Consider the following 16,671-nt stretch of genomic DNA (forward strand, 5'->3'; position numbering starts at 1 on the left):
AAGAAATCTCAAAGCAGCGGTTGCGTCGCCAGGGTCATGCCAAGAAAGGGCGTCGCTTCAACATAGCGCATGGCGGATTTCATGTCGCTCCAGCCGACGTAACTCATCAATGACTTCAAATCCCAGCCGCTGCGGTGAGCCCAGGTAGCAAACCCACGGCGCAGCGAGTGACTGGTGTAGTGCTCGGCGGGGATGCCGGCGCGCTCCAGCGCCTGGCGCAGCAACGGGATCACGCTGTTGGGATGCAACCCCTCCTCCCCCAGGTTGCCCCAACGATCAATGCCGCGAAACACCGGGCCACGCACCAATGCCGAGGCGCTGAGCCATTCGCTGTAGGCCTGCACCGGGCACAGGCGCAGCAACGCCGGGGTGTGATAGGTCTTGCCGAGGTTGTCACGGTCGCTTTTGCTGCGCGGCAGATACAGGCTGATCCCGGCACCGGGCGTCGCTTGCACATGCTCGATCTCGAGCCGACACAGCTCATCGCTGCGAAAGCCGCGCCAGAAGCCCAGCAGGATCAGTGCAGTGTCGCGCTTGGCGCGCAGTAGCCGAGGCAAGTCATGGGCCGCCTCTTTCGCCTCGCTTTCAAGGGAGGCCACCACCTGTTCAAGGTGTTTGAGCTGCAGCGGCTCGGCTTGCTTCTCCCGCACCGGATGCACGGCGCGAATGCCCTTGAGCACTTTGCGCACCACCGGCGCCTTGGTCGGGTCGGGAAAGCCCTGGCTCGTATGCCACTGCGCCAGTGCCGAAAGCCGTAGCTTCAGCGTGTTGACCGCCAAGACGCCGGCATGTGCCACCAGATAACGCGCCACGCTGTCGCTGGTCGCGGGCAGGAACCCTCCCCAGCTCACTTCGAAATGCTCGATGGCGGCACGGTAACTGCGTCGCGTGTTATCGCGGGTGGCGGCGTTGAGGTAACGATCCAAATCGCTCATTAAAGGCCTACTCGTACTGCTGGCGGTGGCTTTCGCGGGTCCAACCCACATGACACGGGATAATACGCCAATATCCCATCTGTTAAATCATGAATTCAAACGATATTTTATTTATGATATAGTACGTATATACATACTACGTACCACAATACTAAATCGACGGAGACCCCATGGCTCGCGGCGGCATTAATAAAGCAGTAGTTCAAACAGCACGCCTGGCGATCCTCGCCCGCGGCGAAAACCCCAGCATCGACGCTGTACGCATCGAAATGGGCAACACCGGCTCGAAAACCACGATTCATCGCTATCTGAAGGAGCTGGATGAGAGCGAAAGCCGAGCCACCATCACCGAGGCGCCCATCGACGACGAGCTTGGCGAACTGGTGGCGCGCCTGGCGCAACGCCTGAAGGACAAAGCCCAGGAGCCTATCGACCTGGCCCTGGCGCAGTTCGAGCAACAGAAAGCCGCCCTGCTCGCCCAACTGGAAGCCCTTGAGGAAACCCATGGCCAACTCAAGCAACAGTTTGATATCCAGGCCGCCGCCCTGGCAGACGAAAGCGCGGCTCTGCAAACCGCGAGCACCAGCCTGCAGACCGAACAAACCCGTAACGCCGGGCTGAGCCAGGCGTGCAGTGATTACGAGCTACGGATCAACGACAAGGACGAGCAGATCCGTTCGCTGGAAGAAAAGCACCTGCACGCAAGGGACGCCTTGGAGCATTACCGTAATGCGATCAAGGAGCAGCGCGAGCAGGAACAGCGTCGCCATGAAGGCCAGTTGCAACAGGTACAGGCTGAATTGCGCCAGGCCCAACAGAGTGCCATGGTGCGTCAGGATGAAATCACCCAACTGCATCGCGACAACGAGCGGCTGCTGATCGAGCATCGGGTAACGATGAAAGAACTGACGGCACTGCAGGAACAATCTCGCAAGGATCAGGCCCAGCAACTCAAGTTGAGCGAACAGGTTGGCGTAATCGACAGCGAACGCACCCTGCTTCAGGAACGCCTGCGAGTGGCGGTGCTGGAGAGCCAGTCACGACAGGAAGCGCTGGCCGAACACCAGCAATCCAACAAAACCCTGGAATTGGACCTGATCAAAGCCCAGGCCAGCATAGAAGCATTGCGACTGGCGGCCGCCGTTGCGACGGCGCCAGAGGCAACGCCCGAGCGCTGATCAGCCCGCCACAGGCGTGCGCATGGTGACGAACTCTTCCGCCGCCGTGGGGTGCACGCCGATGGTGTCGTCGAAATGCTGCTTGGTCGCGCCCGCTTTGAGCGCGATCGCCAGGCCCTGGACGATCTCGCCGGCATCCGGCCCGACCATGTGGCAACCCAGCACCTGGTCGGTGTCGGCGTCGACCACCAGCTTCATCAGGGTTTTTTCCTGGCACTCGGTCAGGGTCAGCTTCATTGGCCGGAAACGGCTTTCGAAGATCTGCACCTTATGGCCCTTCTCTTTCGCCTCTTCTTCAGTCAGGCCAACCGTGCCGATGTTGGGCAGGCTGAACACCGCCGTCGGGATCATGGCGTAATCCACCGGACGATACTGCTCAGGCTTGAACAGCCGACGCGCCACGGCCATGCCTTCGGCCAACGCAACCGGTGTCAGTTGCACTCGCCCGATCACGTCGCCGATGGCCAGGATTGACGATTCGGCGGTCTGGTACAGATCGTCCACTTCGACAAAACCACGCTTATCGAGCTTCACGCCGGTGTTTTCCAACCCAAGGTTGTCCAGCATCGGGCGGCGACCTGTGGCGTAGAACACACAGTCCGCTTCCAGCACGCGACCATCTTTCAGCGTGGCTTTGAGGCTGCCGTCCGCTTGCTTGTCGATGCGCTCGATGTCCGCATTGAATTGCAGGTCCAGGCCACGCTTGGTCAGCTCTTCTTTCAGGTGTGTACGCACCGAACCGTCAAAGCCACGCAGGAACAGGTCACCGCGATACAGCAGGGATGTCTGTGCGCCCAAGCCATGGAAAATCCCTGCGAACTCGACGGCAATGTAGCCACCACCGACCACCAGTACACGCTTTGGCAATTCCTTGAGGAAGAACGCCTCATTGGAGCCAATGGCATGTTCACGCCCTGGAATCTCCGGAATCTGCGGCCAGCCACCCGTCGCGATGAGGATGTGCTTGGCGGTAAAGCGCTCGCCATTGATCTCGACTTGATGCGCATCCACCAGGCGCGCATGCCCTTCATGCAGGGTCACACCGCTGTTGACCAGCAGGTTGCGGTAGATGCCATTGAGGCGATTGATCTCGCGATCCTTGTTGGCGATCAGGGTGGCCCAATCAAAATTCGCCTCGCCCAGGGACCAACCAAACCCGCTGGCCTGATCAAAATCCTCGGCAAAGTGCGCGCCATACACCAACAGTTTTTTCGGCACGCAGCCGACGTTGACGCAGGTGCCACCCAGGTAGCGGCTTTCCGCCACGGCCACTTTGGCACCAAAGCCTGCGGCAAAACGCGCCGCACGAACACCGCCGGAACCGGCGCCAATCACATACAGGTCAAAATCGTAAGCCATTTCACTCTCCTCGGCAGGCAACCAGCATACCGACTTACATGGGGCTGAAAAACGAAAAAGCCACCCGAAGGTGGCTTTTTTGGAACAGGCCGCTTACAGCGTTAATCAGTAAGCCTTGCCAGTCTTGTAGAAGTGCTCATAGCAGAAGTTGGTCGCCTCGATGTAGCCTTCAGCGCCACCACAGTCGAAACGCTGGCCCTTGAACTTGTAGGCAATGACGCAACCATCTTTGGCTTGCTTCAACAGCGCGTCGGTGATCTGGATTTCGCCGCCCTTGCCTGGCTCGGTTTCTTCGATCAGCTTGAAGATGTCCGGGGTCAGGATGTAACGGCCGATGATCGCCAGGTTCGACGGTGCATCTTCCGGTGCTGGCTTTTCAACCATGTCACGTACGCGGATCAGGCCATCGCCGATTTCGTCGCCCGCGATTACGCCATATTTGTTGGTTTCCTGTGGGTCCACTTCCTGGACTGCCACGATGGTGCAACGGTATTTCTTGTACAGATCAACCATCTGCTCCAGAACACCCTTGCCTTCCAGGTTGACGCACAGGTCATCCGCCAGCACCACGGCGAACGGTTCGTCACCGATCAGCGGGCGGCCAGTCAGGATCGCGTGGCCGAGGCCTTTCATCTGGGTCTGGCGAGTGTAGGAGAACGAGCACTCGTCCAGCAGCTTGCGGATGCCGACCAGGTATTTTTCCTTGTCGGTGCCCTTGATCTGGTTTTCCAGCTCATAGCTGATGTCAAAGTGGTCTTCCAGCGCGCGCTTACCACGGCCGGTCACGATGGAGATTTCGTTCAGACCGGCATCCAGTGCCTCTTCGACGCCGTACTGAATCAGTGGCTTGTTCACCACCGGCAGCATCTCTTTGGGCATGGCCTTGGTCGCTGGCAAGAAGCGAGTGCCGTAACCGGCTGCTGGGAACAAGCATTTCTTGATCATATGGGTCCTTACAAAGGGCTGTGCGTACGGAATTCGGCGCAGTCTAATCAGGCCGCAGTCACCTTACAATGGGTCCTGCTGGCGTTGCGATGTCATCATAGAGAAAAAATGTCGGCGTAAGTTCCGCTGGTCTCGCGAAGAGCCTCCACACCGGCACGGCAAAAACTGCCTGCACCTCAGGATTTCAAAGGGCTGCACCCTTTTTAGCACGCTTTTGCACCCAGGACACTGACCTAGAATAACCTGCGCGCACCTGCCGCATTTGGCGCTATCATTACGCCCTTGAATCACACCACGAGATTGCTAGATGTCAGAACCAAAAGGCGTAAACGGCTACTTGATCACGAAGCGAGCGGACGGTTGGCACCTGATCAACTTCCACGGTGACAGCGTCGCCGGGGTCTTCCCCACCGAGAGCCAGGCGATCGCCGTGGCCGAAGTGTTTGTGGACGAAGCAGGCCACGCGTCGAGCAAACGACCGAAAACCAAGTAAGTTCCGCTGCGCTGTCATCAAGCCCCGTTCAACGGGGCTTTTTTGTGGGCGGCGCCCCGCTGAAACCGCGCCGTGGCCGTTACATGGCGACATCTATCGATGTTTGCATCATTAATCTCTGTAATTCTATTCTTACAGAAATCATAACGTTCAAAACACCCTCCCCCCTAATAAGGGTAGTCCATCTCTTACAGCTAATTATTGATTTTTGGCAAAATGCCATATCCCTCTTACACATCCCGACATAACCGGGCTACGCAACTAGGCGAATCAGGCGACTTACTTCTGTCCCTGCAAGCCCAATAATTGCCTGAGTTCGAACGCCGCTAAAACCTGCAATGCAAATAGTTGGAAAATTCAAACTCCTCCTCACTGCAAGTTGGTCGGCGTCGAACCAAGTTCCCTGCGTGCTTTACATATCAGTAATGAACGGTAGGTGCACACCTGCCTGCGGGGTTCCTTTATGACGTTCATTAATATAGATGGGTCTTAGCTGATGAAAACTGAAATCAAAACTGCACTGTTGTCTATCGGGCTGCTGATGGGGTCGATGTCCGTCGCGCAAGCCGCGGATGGCACTATCACCTTCTTAGGATCGGTCCACTCGGGTGCTTGTTCTATCAAGCCAGACTCTGTCGATCAGTCCGTTCACCTAGGTGCAATCGCAAAACATCAATTGCAAACGGGAGGCAAGTCCGAAGCCCGCCGCGTACTGATCGAGCTTGAAGGTTGCGATCTCACCGGCCTGACCGACAACACCGTAACCACCACCTTCACGGCTGCGCCATCGTCCGTTGTTCCGGGTGCAATCGGCACCGTGGGTGGCGCGGGCAACATCGGCATCATGATGACCCACGGCAGCAAACTCGTTGAATTGGGTGTACCTACCACCCCTCAGGCCATCGTCGCTGGTGATAACACGTTGGAGTTCGGGGCCTACGTTCAAGGTGCAGCGACGGGCAACGTCGTGCCTGGCGATTTCAGTGCGACCACCAATTTCACCCTGGCTTATCAGTAAGCATTTCCCCCCCGCCACCAACGTGGCGGGGGAACTGATGGGAGATAACGGTGAAAACATTAATAAGCCTCGCAATTACCTCTTCGTTGGCGGTCGTCAGCCTCGGCGTTGTCGCGAAGACATCTGGTCAGGGCGATGGAGTAGTCACGCTGGGTGGAGAGGTCATTGACTCGGCGTGCGGGCTGGAGTTGGCGAGTGCCGACCAGTCCATCGAAATGCCACCCGAACCTATTGGCCGGCTTTTGCGCAACACGATCGGCGAGCCGCATCCCTTCCAACTGCGCCTGGTCAATTGTTCATTGACTCGTCCGGACCCTCTGCGCCCTGGGTTAACGCTGCCCGACTGGGAGCATCTGCGCGTGACGTTTGACGGGGCCAGCGACCGTCAAGGCCGCTCTTTCGCCGCCTCGGGGCTTTCCCAGGGGGTCGCATTTCATATCTGGGATTCGCTTGGCCAGGAGAGTGTTCCAGGTGAGCCGATGCCGCTGGTGCCCCTGAATGAAGGCGACATGACCCTTCACTACACGGTCCGCCTGGTCGGTAACGGATTGCAACTGATGCCTGGGGATCACCGTGCCGCCGTACGGTTCAAGTTGGAATATTTCTGAACATTGATGGGTTGCTTTCATGTTGAATGCGTCGAAGATCAAACATACGCTCCGCCCTACACTGTTCGGTGGATTGATATCCGTAGCAGGCTCGGCCTTGGGTGCCGGGGACATTGAGTTTAATACTGATGTTCTGGACCTGAATGATCGCACTAATATCGACTTGTCCCAATTTGCCCGCAGCGGTTTTATTCTGCCCGGCACTTATTCAATGGTGGTGCAACTAAACAACCAGCCGCTGCCCGAACAATCCGTCGCGTTTTACCCCCCCGATGACGATCCAAAAGGCAGTGAAGCCTGCTTGTCTCCCGCTATCGTGGAGCAATTGGGCCTGAAGGAATCCGGCGCCACTGAGTTGACTTGGTGGAAAGGCGGGGACTGCCTGGATATCCGGGCGCTGCCCGGTATGGAAGTAAGGGGTGACCTGGCCACCGGCACGCTGAACATCAACCTCCCTCAGGCTTACCTTGAGTACAGCGCGATCAACTGGGACCCGCCTTCGCGTTGGGATGAAGGGATCCCTGGGCTGCTGCTCGACTACAACATGACGGCACAAACCAGCCACCAGAGGAATGACCGCACCCGCAACGACGTCAGCGGTAACGGCACGTTGGGAGCCAACGCCGGCGCTTGGCGCCTGAGGGCGGATTGGCAGGGCCGGGTCGACCAGGACCGCGAGGCGTCGGCTAGGCGTTCGCGGCTGGAATGGAGTCGTTACTATGCGTATCGCGCTATTCCATCGCTGAAGGCACGCCTGGTACTGGGAGAAAACTACCTGTATTCGGACCTGTTCGACAGCTTCCGTTTTACCGGCGCCGCGCTCAACTCCGATCAAAGTCAGCTGCCGCCGAATCTGCGCGGTTATGCACCTGAAGTGGTCGGCGTCGCCAAGACCAATGCAAGGGTCATCATCAGCCAGCAGGGCCGTGTGCTGTACGAAACCTTGGTGGCCGCAGGACCTTTTCGTATCCAGGACCTGAATGACGCGGTGAGCGGCAAGCTCGACGTGCGGGTAGAGGAACAGGATGGTTCGGTCCACACCTCCCAGATCGATACCGCTGGCGTACCTTACCTCACTCGCCCTGGCCACATCCGTTACAAGCTCGCCGCGGGACGGCCGTCCAATCTTCAATATGGCGCGGATGGCGACTTTTTCAGTACAGGCGAGTTCTCGTGGGGCGTCAGCAATGGTTGGTCACTGTTTGGCGGCGCGATTACCGATAACAACTACCGCGCGTTATCGGTCGGGGTGGGGCGAGACTTATTGTCCTTCGGCGCCCTTTCGTTGGATGCAACCCAGGCCCAGGCCAATGTCTGGAATGACACACTGTCGGGCAAATCCTACCGCCTGCAATATTCGAAGCACTTCGAACAGTACGACAGCCAAATAACCTTTGCCGGCTACCGGTTTTCTGAACAGAACTACTTGAGCATGAGCGAATACCTGGACGCTCGTCATTACGGCAGAAATGGTGAACTCGCCGGGCGCTACAGGTACGACGAATACACAGAAAGTTGGAAGCCTATTGGTGGCAGTAAAGCCTTGTATACCGCGACGATCAATAAGCAGTTCCGCGATTTGGGCACCACCGTTTACTTGAGTTACAACAAACAGACTTATTGGGAACGCGCGGCCACGCAACGTTGGAACTTGGCGGTATCGCGTTACTTTAATCTTGGGACAGTCAAAAACATGAGCCTGTCCCTGAACATACACCGGACCCTGGACTACAACTACAAGGATAACGGCGTTGCGTTGACCGTCAGCCTACCGTTGGGGCGGACCGGTACGTTGTCGATGGATGCCGATAGGACCCGTGGCGATAACGGTTTTTCAACGCGCTACAGCGATCGCCTGGATGAACGTAACGGCTACCAACTCAGTGCCAGTGACAAATCTGTCAGTGGTTACCTGAATCATATCGGTGACCAGGCGGACATCGATCTTGCGGCCAGTCAGCAAAGGGACGGCTACAGCACCCTGAGTGTGTCTGCTCGTGGCGGCGCTACGCTCACGCCCCAAGGGGCAGCCCTGCATCGGGCCAACAGCATGGGTGGCACGCGCCTGATGGTCGACACCGGTGGCGTGGCCGATGTGCCGGTGCGCGGTTACGGCGCACCGACACGCAGTAACGCCTTTGGCAAAGCCGTCATTTCAGACATTGGCAGCTATCAGCGGATGGCCGCGAGCGTCGACCTGGAAAGTTTGCCCCGCAATGTCGAAGCCACCCAATCCGTCACGCAACTCACACTGACCGAAGGCGCCATCGGCTATCGATCCTTGCCTGTGATTGCCGGCGAAAAAGCCATGGCGGTGCTGCGCCTGCCGGACGGCACTTCGCCGCCGTTCGGTGCGACGGTGAAGAACCTCAAACAGCAAGACACCGGCATTGTGAATGACGGCGGCAACGTCTACCTGAGCGGCATCCAGCCTGGCGCACAGATGACCGTCAGCTGGGGAGGTGCAGAGCGATGCACGCTCACGCTCCCTGTCGTGTTACCCGCTGATGCCTTGACTGATGCCCTGCAACTGGGTTGCCGAATGGTAGCCCATGATCAATCCCTGCCCGAGCAAGAATCACTGACCGGGAAGCGTACCGATACGGAGAAAACATCCTCATGAAGCTGAATACGCGCCTTATCAAGACCTGCGCGCTACTGGTTCTTGGCTTGAGCCAGAGCACCAACGCCGCGATCGGCCTGGATCGTACCCGAGTGATTTTTGATGGTGGCAAAGATGCCACCAGCGTAAGCATCACCAATAACAACACCCAGTTGCCGTATCTGGCCCAAGGCTGGATCGAAGACGAAGCCGGCGAAAAAATCACCAGTCCCTTGATCGTGCTGCCGCCGGTTCAGCGTGTGGAACCCGGCAAACAAAGCCAGGTGAAGGTTCAGGCACTGCCGGCGGCTAAATCGTTGCCCCAGGACCGAGAGACGGTCTACTACTTCAATTTGCGGGAAATTCCGCCACGCAGCGATAAAGCCAACACCCTGCAAATTGCCCTGCAGACCCGGATCAAACTGTTCTACCGGCCGCAAGCCATTGCGCCCAGCCAGCAGGACTTGTCCACCCCGTGGCAGGAAAAACTCACCCTGACCCGTGATGGCGAGCGTTACCAGGTGAATAACCCGACGCCTTACTACGTGACCCTGGTGGACGCGCGCAGCACCAAGGACGGCAAGACCGTGTTGGGCTTCGAGCCGCTGATGGTCCCACCAAAAGGCCAGTTGACCCTGGGCGTCACCGCCACGGCGCTCGGCACAACCCCGCATCTGGCTTACGTCAATGATTACGGCGGACGTCCATTGATGTCCTTCACCTGCACTGGCAACACCTGCACGGTGAATGCACAAGCCTCCCCATCCAATCAGTAGCACCAGCCGCTGGAGAACACCATGAAGTGGCACATTGTGAAGGGTTTGGGCGGGCTGTTATTGGCCGCGCCATGGGTCGCGCAGGCCGAGGACGTCGAGGGCATGAACGGGATGCTGAACATTTCCGGGAGCATGCATGAAATCCCCTGCGCGCTGGAGATGAATTCACTGCATCAAACCATCGACCTTGGCGCTGTATCGGCCAGCCAGTTGCAACGCCCCGGCGATCAAGCAAGACCTGTGGCATTCCAATTGCGCTTTGCCGATTGCCAGCGCACCGCTGGCACCATCCGCAGCGAACGCACGGGCAACCTGACGTGGAGCGCCTTTCAACCAGTGCTGTCGGTCATGTTTGTTGCCCCTGCCGATGCCGATGACCCAAGGCTCGTCAAAGTGCAGGGCATAACAGGAATGGGCCTGCGCCTGGCCGACGCTCTGGGGCGGGATGTACAGCTGGGATCAAGGGGCGAACCGCTGTTTTTGCCACTGGGCAGTAACACCCAGACGTGGACTGTTCAGCCCACACGCACCGCCGCACCGCTGACCAGCGGAGCGTTCCGGGCCGTGGTGGATTTCAAGCTCAACTATGAGTAAGGGCGTGACAATGGCTAAGCCAACCGGCCCATGGGCCGTTCTTATCAGTGGTGGCCTGCTTTGGGCCGTCAGCCAGGGTGTGCAGGCCGAGACCAGCCTGACTATCCGCGCGGTGATAATCGCGCCGCCACCCTGTGTGATTAACGGTGGCAGCACGCTTGATGTGCCTTTTGGCAATGACCTTCAGACCTCACGGGTTGACGGTGTCAACTATCGTCGGGGGGTGCCTTACACCGTCACCTGCAATTCACCCGTCAGCAACGCGATGAAGCTGGAACTCAAGGGCACGGCCGCTGCGTTTGACAATCGTGTGCTGGTCACCCGCAAACCGGACCTGGGGGTGAAGCTGTTCGTGAATGGCGCTGACTGGCCACTCAATACCCCCGTGAACTTTACCCACCCGAACTTTCCGGTGGTGCAGGCGGTGCCGGTCAAACGCGCGGGCAGCACCTTGACCGGAGGGGCCTTTGATGCGGCCGCCACCCTGGTGGTCGATTATCAATGAAGAGGAATAATCAATGACTGGTTGGCAGCAGCGAGCGTTGCTCGCCTTGTACTCCCTGGGCCTTTGCGGTGGCGCGATGGCGAACCTGACGTTCAGCGGAACGCTGAATGAACCACCGCCTTGCACCATTGATGCAGGCAACACGATTGAAGTCGACTTTGGTGATGTGGGCGTAAAGCGCGTAGACGGCGTGAAGTACCGTAAAGCAGTGCCTTACACCATCAACTGTGGCGCAGCCACCCTGCCCTGGGCGCTGAAGTTGAGTGTCAACGGCACACCGACGGCATTTGATGGCGCGGCGGTGCAAACCAACGTGTCGGCGCTGGGGATTCGGCTCTTCCAGAACAACGTGCCGTTTCCACTCAATACGCCAATGGACATCGTCCTCTCGTCTCCGCCGAGATTGGAAGTGGTGCCCATCAAACAACCGGGCGCAACCCTGCCCCCCGCACCGTTTTCAGCAGTGGCCACGCTGTTGGCTGAATACGAGTAGGAGCCGCGTCGATGCGACATGAAATGGATCATAAAAGATGGGCATGCGCCTGGCTGGCGTTACTGCTGAGCTTCGGACTGACGCCCAACGCGGATGCTGCGGACAACCTTCGCTTCAAGGGCAACCTGGTGGAAGAGGCCTGCACAATCCGCCCAGGCGACGACGCAATCACCCTGGAACTCTGGGACGTCACCAGCAAGCACCTCTACATCAATACCCGCACTCGAGCGAAGGCTTTCAAGGTGCATCTGGAGAACTGCGACACCACGATTGGCGACACAGTCACCATTCTGCTCGGTGGCACGGAAAACGTGAAGCTGCCGGGGTTGTTCGCGCTGGACGGTGGCAGCGGCGCGACGGGAATCGGCCTTGGCATAGAGACACCGGACAACAAGCCTTTCCCCGTGAATACCGTCAGCGACAAACAGGTGTTGAGCACTGGCAGCAACGTCATCGAGCTCAAAGCCTATGTGCAGGGCGAGCCGGATGCGATCAGGGATCAGACCATCGGGCACGGCCGGTACACGGTGACCTCGACGTTTACCTTGGGCTATCCATAACAGGTATAGATAAACCTCAACCTTCTCCTTGACGCCCCTGAGGTCCGTGCCAAAAGTTCGGCAGGCTGCGTTGGGGTAGATGAGCAACGAGAGACCGAAATGAAACGGTTATATGGCAACATCGTTTTTTGCGTCCTGACAGGTATGACTGCGAGTGCGCAGGCTGTAGATTGCCGGGTGAATGGCGGCCCTTTGGAGACGGGCAATCCCAATCTGCATGTTCCCGTTATGGTCACTCCGAACGCAGACAACACTCGAATTTTTCTGGAAGGCGCAAGGCTTGAATGTCGATATAGCCCCGGACAGGGGCCCGCCTGGGGGCAAGATTTCTGGTCAACGGGAAGTACAGCGGGCAGCCCTTGGACGCCTGGCCCCAAGTTTAGTGGCAATATGTCCGGTTTACGCATCAACGGGGCCTTCCACAACACTCCAGTCCCAATCGGCGTACGCGCAGCCACCTTGCCCAACAACCAGGTGATTTACCCGATCAATATCACGCCTTTTATCCTGTTGCGTAACGATCCATCGAATCCGATAGATATTCGACTTGGGGATACTCTCGGCCTCCTGCGCCTCACCGCTACAAACAACTATGACTCACAAATGGCGAACCTCACCGTCACATACACCGCGGCCAACAACTTCACAATTTCTCCATCAACCTGCACGATCAACAATAACAACCCCATCGAGGTCAACTTTGGCAACGTCCACCAACGACAAATCGGTACGGATCCGCTGACAACACCTATCCAGAGCAATCGCAGGCTCACCTACTCCTGCCCGAATGCGGGGATCACCACACCGATCACCATCACCTATAAAGGCAACGCGACGTCGTTCGACAACCGCCTGCTGATGATGACCAACCCGGACGTTGGCACAGCGATGGTCCGGGCAGGATCTGCGGTGGCAGTTAACGGTAGATTCGTGACCCAAATCACCAACAGTGTCGGAGGGGATGATGTGACGTTCTCGCTGGTTCAGCGACCGGGCTCGCTGCCTGCCGCAGGGCCGGTGACCGGGAGTGGCGTACTCGTGATGGGAGTTCCGTGACACCGAAAAACCGCTAAAGGCAAGAGTGCGCAGTTGCAAAGTGTATTTCTGTGACTGCGCACCAGGTGGCAGTTCGCTATAATCCTGCGTCAACGCCCCACGACCGTGTCAGCGTGCCCTCCCACACCCTCGACGATGAACCCCTATGAACAAGTTTCTGGCACTGACTGCAGTCCTGGCGCTCGCCGGGTGCACCACCACGTCTGACGTCTATCTGAAAAATGGCGAGCAAGGCCTGACCATCGACTGCTCCGGCGAGGCCAATTCCTGGGCCAGTTGCTATGAAAAGGCCGACGCCTCATGTGCCGGCACCGGCTACCGCATCGTCGGCACCGAAGGCACACCCTCGCTCCAGGAAAGTGACAAGACCCTGGGCAAGGACGTGGGCAACTTCAAAAGTCGCAGTGTGGTCGTCGTGTGCAAGTGAGCCTCAGGCTTACAGCTGAATATCGGCAAACTTGATACCCAGGTCCCGGATGGTCTCCACCAGGTCATCCAGGCGCGGGAACGACTCGACTTCGTCCTGATCGTCCACCAGGAAAAAACTGCGGCCGCCGCTTTTCTTGAAAAATACGATCCACTCGCCCAAGTCGGCCGGATTCTGGATGATGTGCGTCGCCGATATCTGGCCTTCGGCCTGGCGAGCCCTGACGTGTTCACGCTTCATGAAAAACTTCCCAAAAAAAGACAAATGCCGCACAAACCGAGGGTTTGCGCGGCATTTTTGCATTGATCGGGTAACAGTTTAACGGATGCCCTGCCCGATCAGCACGCCTTCTACGGTTTGGCCGTAGAGATTGACGCCGTCATTGGCGTGGAACTTGAGCCGGGTTTTCTCCACGGAACCGTCAACCAGGCGCGGATCCTGCGGCCGTTCATGACTGTTGACATAGGCGGCCACGTCCCAGGCTTGCTGGTCACTCAAGCTACCGCCCTTGCCCAACGGCATGTTGTGTTTGATGAAGGACGCGGCCGTATTGATGCGGTGCATGCCCGCGCCCCAATTATAGGAGTCTTTACCCCACAACGGCGGCATCACATAGTGGTCACCGACCTTCTGGCCCTGCCCTTCGGCGCCATGGCAGACAGCGCATTGCCCTTCATAAACCTGGGCGCCCTGCCTCAAGTCATAACCCTTGGCCGGTTGCGCAACGTCCGGATAGCCGCGCCCCGGCAATTCAACACCCAGTGGCGCCTTGCTCGCCAACCAGTAAGCGTAAACCGAGAGCGCGGTGATCTCGGGGCTATCTGCGGCCGGAGGCGTGCCGCCATTCATGCTGAACTGGAAGCAGCCCTGCAATCGCTCGGCAAAGGTGTTGACCTTGTCGTTTTTCTTCCGGTAGGCCGGGTACATCGGGTAGGCAGCCCACAAGGGCGCCGAGTTGGCGAGGCGGCCCTGGTCCAGGTGGCAGTTGCTGCAGTTGAGTCCGTTACCGACATAGTTCGGCGCCAGACGTCTGGTATCCACGAACAGCGCATAACCCTCCTTGACCAGCTTGCCGTAGGCATTGTCAGGCAGTTCGCTTTCTTGAGGAGGCTGGAATTGGCTGGCAGCAGCGTGGCTGGCAGGTTGCAACTGCGACTGGTCTTCCATGGCGATCGTGGCGGCGTGGACCGAGGTTGGACCTAACAGGCCCAAGGCCAATATCAACGGGTTCATGGCTTGGCCTCCAGTTTCAGCGAGGCGAAATACTGGGACACGCCCTGCACTTCTTCTGCCGTGAGTGACTTGGCGATGTGCCCCATCAAGTCATTCGGATCATTGTGACGGGTGCCGTTTTGCCAAGCCGTCAACTGCGCGGCCAGGTAGGCGGCGGGTTGACCGGCCAGGGGTGGGAACGCGTCGCCGACGCCTGTCCCTGCTGGGCCATGACAACTGGCGCACGCCGGAATCTGCCGCTCCCAGGCGCCCTGTTGTGCGAGCTTTTGGGCGGCGTTGAGCGGCATTTCGCTGCGATAGACCGCCTTGGGAACAGGCCCCGGCATTGCCGCCAGCGCCTGGCTGACCGCTTCGATTTCGGCGTCCGTGAGCGCGTTCGCTAACGGTTGCATCACTGGATTCGTACGGCTGCCATTTTTAAAGTCTTCCAGCTGTTTGCGCACATACGTCGCGGGCAATCCCGCTAATCGGGGAAAGCCAGCTGCGGCCATCCCCGCGCCATCGGCACCATGGCAGGCTACACAGGGTATGGCACCCGGCTGCGAACCGCCCTCGGCAAAAATTTTCCTCCCCTCTAGCGCGTGGACATTGCCCAATAGCAACATCAGCGCGCTGCCCATCAGTACTCGTTCCAGAGACATCATCACGACTCCATTTTATAGTTATATGCTTAGACGCTCACGGCATAAGCCTACAAATGGTAGGGGAATGACCCCGTCGCGACAACTCCAAAAACACAGCGTAAAAAAAGCCCGGCTTTTCGCTTACGCGGCCAGGCTTTTTTATCGGATTGGAAGTCGCTGGGTTGAACAGGCCAGATCAGCCGGAAATGCAGTCCTCGCCCGCCTTCTTCACATCACCCGGACGAATCGGCACATTGGACATGCTCTCGTAGAGCTTGATGCTGCTACCGCTGGAGCGCTCATCGATCTCGAAGATCGCTGAAGGGTCGGCGGAAAACTTCTGCGGCACAATCACCTGCATACCGCCATCCTTATGCGGTTCGATCTGCGACGGCCGACGGGTCGCCGAGAGTTTTTTCACCACACACGCGGCGTATTCCTGGGGTTTCTTCCCGGAAATGACGGCCAAGGTCGGAGGGGTCTGCTTGATATCTGCAACCGAAGCACACCCACCAATCGCCAGGGCCAGAACCAACACACTCCACTTCATACAAAAACCTCCGATAAAGACCCTACGACAGCGGGGATGGTAATTTTCTCCCGCCCACGTAGGATTTATCCCTGATAACTCGGTAAATAACTGTTTTAAATTGTCGATGCCGTTAAAGACGGGCCGATAATAAACGCGCTGGGGCTGATAAACTCCATCTTAACCTACGTATCGTTCTGATTTTTCAGAAAAAGCCCTTCTGGAGTCCCCACCCATGAAATTCATCCACCAGCGTGAGCACCTCAACGAGGGCGACATTGTCGTCATCGAATGCTCGCAGACTTGTAATATTCGTCTGATGAGCGACGCGAATTTTCGTAGTTTCAAGAATGGCGGCCGTCATACCTATCACGGCGGTGCCTTCGATAAGTTCCCCGCTAAAATCACCGCACCGAGCACCGGGTTCTGGAACATTACCCTGGACGTCGTCACGCGCCGCGCCATCAGCGTGACCCGCAAACCCGCGTTGTCCCACAAGATCCGCATCGTGCGTCGCACCAGCTCCAAGCTGAGCTGAGCTGATCCGCACACTTCACAGGAAATAGCCGTGAACACCACTACAAAATACGTGATCAAGTACAAGCTCAACGGCGAACGCCGTTTTGAGTTCGCCCAACTGCAGACCAACAGCGTGGAAGAAGCCAAACAAGCCCTGGCGAAAATTCACGATGCCAGTGATGAGATCACCGACATCAATGTGAGCAAGGCGCTGTAAG

General features: G+C 57.9%; 21 protein-coding genes. 14 read left to right on the top strand and 7 right to left on the bottom strand.

Annotation, left to right across the window (positions count from 1 at the left end):
* Nucleotides 1-8 precede the first annotated feature (8 nt).
* Nucleotides 9-935, bottom strand: a complete 927-nt coding sequence (locus ACP7BX_RS17940) for a site-specific integrase (RefSeq protein WP_426128821.1) — start codon at nt 933-935, stop codon at nt 9-11.
* A 170-nt stretch (nt 936-1,105) separates the two neighbouring features.
* Here ACP7BX_RS17940 and ACP7BX_RS17945 point away from each other — a divergent pair, with 170 nt between their 5' ends.
* Nucleotides 1,106-2,113 (top strand): DNA-binding protein, encoded by a 1,008-nt coding sequence (locus tag ACP7BX_RS17945; protein WP_426128819.1) that lies wholly within the window; start codon nt 1,106-1,108, stop codon nt 2,111-2,113.
* Here the strand turns inward: ACP7BX_RS17945 and gorA are convergent, their stop codons facing one another.
* Both gorA and galU read right to left on the bottom strand, forming a co-directional pair.
* Nucleotides 2,114-3,472, bottom strand: a complete 1,359-nt coding sequence (gorA, locus tag ACP7BX_RS17950; RefSeq protein WP_426128817.1) for a glutathione-disulfide reductase — start codon at nt 3,470-3,472, stop codon at nt 2,114-2,116.
* Nucleotides 3,473-3,577: 105 nt separating this feature from the next.
* Nucleotides 3,578-4,417, bottom strand: a complete 840-nt coding sequence (gene galU, locus ACP7BX_RS17955; RefSeq protein WP_028616217.1) for a UTP--glucose-1-phosphate uridylyltransferase GalU — start codon at nt 4,415-4,417, stop codon at nt 3,578-3,580.
* Between the two features lie 307 nt (nt 4,418-4,724).
* Here galU and ACP7BX_RS17960 point away from each other — a divergent pair, with 307 nt between their 5' ends.
* The 11 genes from ACP7BX_RS17960 to ACP7BX_RS18010 all read left to right on the top strand — a co-directional run bounded on the left by ACP7BX_RS17960 (nt 4,725) and on the right by ACP7BX_RS18010 (nt 13,549).
* Entirely contained in the window at nt 4,725-4,910 is a 186-nt protein-coding gene (locus ACP7BX_RS17960; RefSeq protein ID WP_033902935.1) for a hypothetical protein, read from the top strand.
* Nucleotides 4,911-5,406: 496 nt separating this feature from the next.
* Nucleotides 5,407-5,928, top strand: coding sequence for a fimbrial protein (locus ACP7BX_RS17965; RefSeq protein ID WP_033902936.1), 522 nt, complete (start codon nt 5,407-5,409; stop codon nt 5,926-5,928).
* Nucleotides 5,929-5,978: 50 nt separating this feature from the next.
* Nucleotides 5,979-6,536 carry a fimbrial protein gene (locus tag ACP7BX_RS17970; RefSeq protein WP_426128814.1) on the top strand — a complete coding sequence of 186 codons (558 nt, stop codon included), beginning with the start codon at nt 5,979-5,981 and terminating at the stop codon, nt 6,534-6,536.
* 19 nt (nt 6,537-6,555) lie between these two features.
* A complete protein-coding gene (locus ACP7BX_RS17975) occupies nt 6,556-9,159 on the top strand; it encodes an outer membrane usher protein (RefSeq protein WP_426128812.1) in 2,604 nt (867 codons plus the stop codon).
* The gene (locus ACP7BX_RS17980; protein WP_426128810.1) at nt 9,156-9,914 is read left to right on the top strand and encodes a fimbria/pilus periplasmic chaperone; all 759 of its coding nucleotides are present in this window, start codon (nt 9,156-9,158) and stop codon (nt 9,912-9,914) included. The genes ACP7BX_RS17975 and ACP7BX_RS17980 overlap by 4 nt, the downstream gene beginning before the upstream one ends.
* 21 nt (nt 9,915-9,935) lie before the next feature.
* Nucleotides 9,936-10,508 carry a fimbrial protein gene (locus ACP7BX_RS17985; RefSeq protein ID WP_178954310.1) on the top strand — a complete coding sequence of 191 codons (573 nt, stop codon included), beginning with the start codon at nt 9,936-9,938 and terminating at the stop codon, nt 10,506-10,508.
* A 10-nt stretch (nt 10,509-10,518) separates the two neighbouring features.
* Nucleotides 10,519-11,013 (top strand): fimbrial protein, encoded by a 495-nt coding sequence (locus ACP7BX_RS17990; RefSeq protein WP_426128808.1) that lies wholly within the window; start codon nt 10,519-10,521, stop codon nt 11,011-11,013.
* Between the two features lie 13 nt (nt 11,014-11,026).
* Complete coding sequence (locus ACP7BX_RS17995; RefSeq protein ID WP_426128806.1) at nt 11,027-11,506, top strand: fimbrial protein; 480 nt, start codon at nt 11,027-11,029, stop codon at nt 11,504-11,506.
* An 11-nt stretch (nt 11,507-11,517) separates the two neighbouring features.
* A complete protein-coding gene (locus tag ACP7BX_RS18000; protein WP_426128804.1) occupies nt 11,518-12,066 on the top strand; it encodes a fimbrial protein in 549 nt (182 codons plus the stop codon).
* 99 nt (nt 12,067-12,165) lie between these two features.
* Nucleotides 12,166-13,122, top strand: coding sequence for a fimbrial protein (locus ACP7BX_RS18005; RefSeq protein ID WP_426128802.1), 957 nt, complete (start codon nt 12,166-12,168; stop codon nt 13,120-13,122).
* A gap of 145 nt (nt 13,123-13,267) precedes the next feature.
* A complete protein-coding gene (locus ACP7BX_RS18010; RefSeq protein WP_033902944.1) occupies nt 13,268-13,549 on the top strand; it encodes a hypothetical protein in 282 nt (93 codons plus the stop codon).
* 9 nt (nt 13,550-13,558) lie between these two features.
* On the opposite strand, the gene ACP7BX_RS18015 is transcribed toward ACP7BX_RS18010, so the two are convergent.
* The 4 genes from ACP7BX_RS18015 to ACP7BX_RS18030 all read right to left on the bottom strand — a co-directional run bounded on the left by ACP7BX_RS18015 (nt 13,559) and on the right by ACP7BX_RS18030 (nt 15,955).
* A complete protein-coding gene (locus ACP7BX_RS18015) occupies nt 13,559-13,789 on the bottom strand; it encodes a hypothetical protein (RefSeq protein ID WP_177075016.1) in 231 nt (76 codons plus the stop codon).
* 78 nt (nt 13,790-13,867) lie between these two features.
* The gene (locus ACP7BX_RS18020; protein ID WP_426128799.1) at nt 13,868-14,782 is read right to left on the bottom strand and encodes a c-type cytochrome; all 915 of its coding nucleotides are present in this window, start codon (nt 14,780-14,782) and stop codon (nt 13,868-13,870) included.
* Nucleotides 14,779-15,426: a c-type cytochrome gene (locus ACP7BX_RS18025; RefSeq protein ID WP_426128797.1), complete on the bottom strand. Its 648-nt coding sequence runs from the start codon at nt 15,424-15,426 to the stop codon at nt 14,779-14,781. Before ACP7BX_RS18025 ends, ACP7BX_RS18020 begins: the two co-directional genes overlap by 4 nt.
* A gap of 175 nt (nt 15,427-15,601) precedes the next feature.
* Nucleotides 15,602-15,955 (bottom strand): hypothetical protein, encoded by a 354-nt coding sequence (locus ACP7BX_RS18030; protein WP_314526514.1) that lies wholly within the window; start codon nt 15,953-15,955, stop codon nt 15,602-15,604.
* A 214-nt stretch (nt 15,956-16,169) separates the two neighbouring features.
* Between ACP7BX_RS18030 and ACP7BX_RS18035 the strand changes: the two genes are divergently transcribed.
* Both ACP7BX_RS18035 and ACP7BX_RS18040 read left to right on the top strand, forming a co-directional pair.
* Nucleotides 16,170-16,472: a DUF1883 domain-containing protein gene (locus ACP7BX_RS18035; RefSeq protein ID WP_003191319.1), complete on the top strand. Its 303-nt coding sequence runs from the start codon at nt 16,170-16,172 to the stop codon at nt 16,470-16,472.
* Between the two features lie 30 nt (nt 16,473-16,502).
* Nucleotides 16,503-16,670 carry a hypothetical protein gene (locus ACP7BX_RS18040; RefSeq protein WP_016974793.1) on the top strand — a complete coding sequence of 56 codons (168 nt, stop codon included), beginning with the start codon at nt 16,503-16,505 and terminating at the stop codon, nt 16,668-16,670.
* Nucleotide 16,671 lies beyond the last annotated feature (1 nt).

The organism is Pseudomonas sp. DWP3-1-3b3 (assembly GCF_049896305.1).
GTDB classification, from domain to species: domain Bacteria; phylum Pseudomonadota; class Gammaproteobacteria; order Pseudomonadales; family Pseudomonadaceae; genus Aquipseudomonas; species Aquipseudomonas azotoformans_A.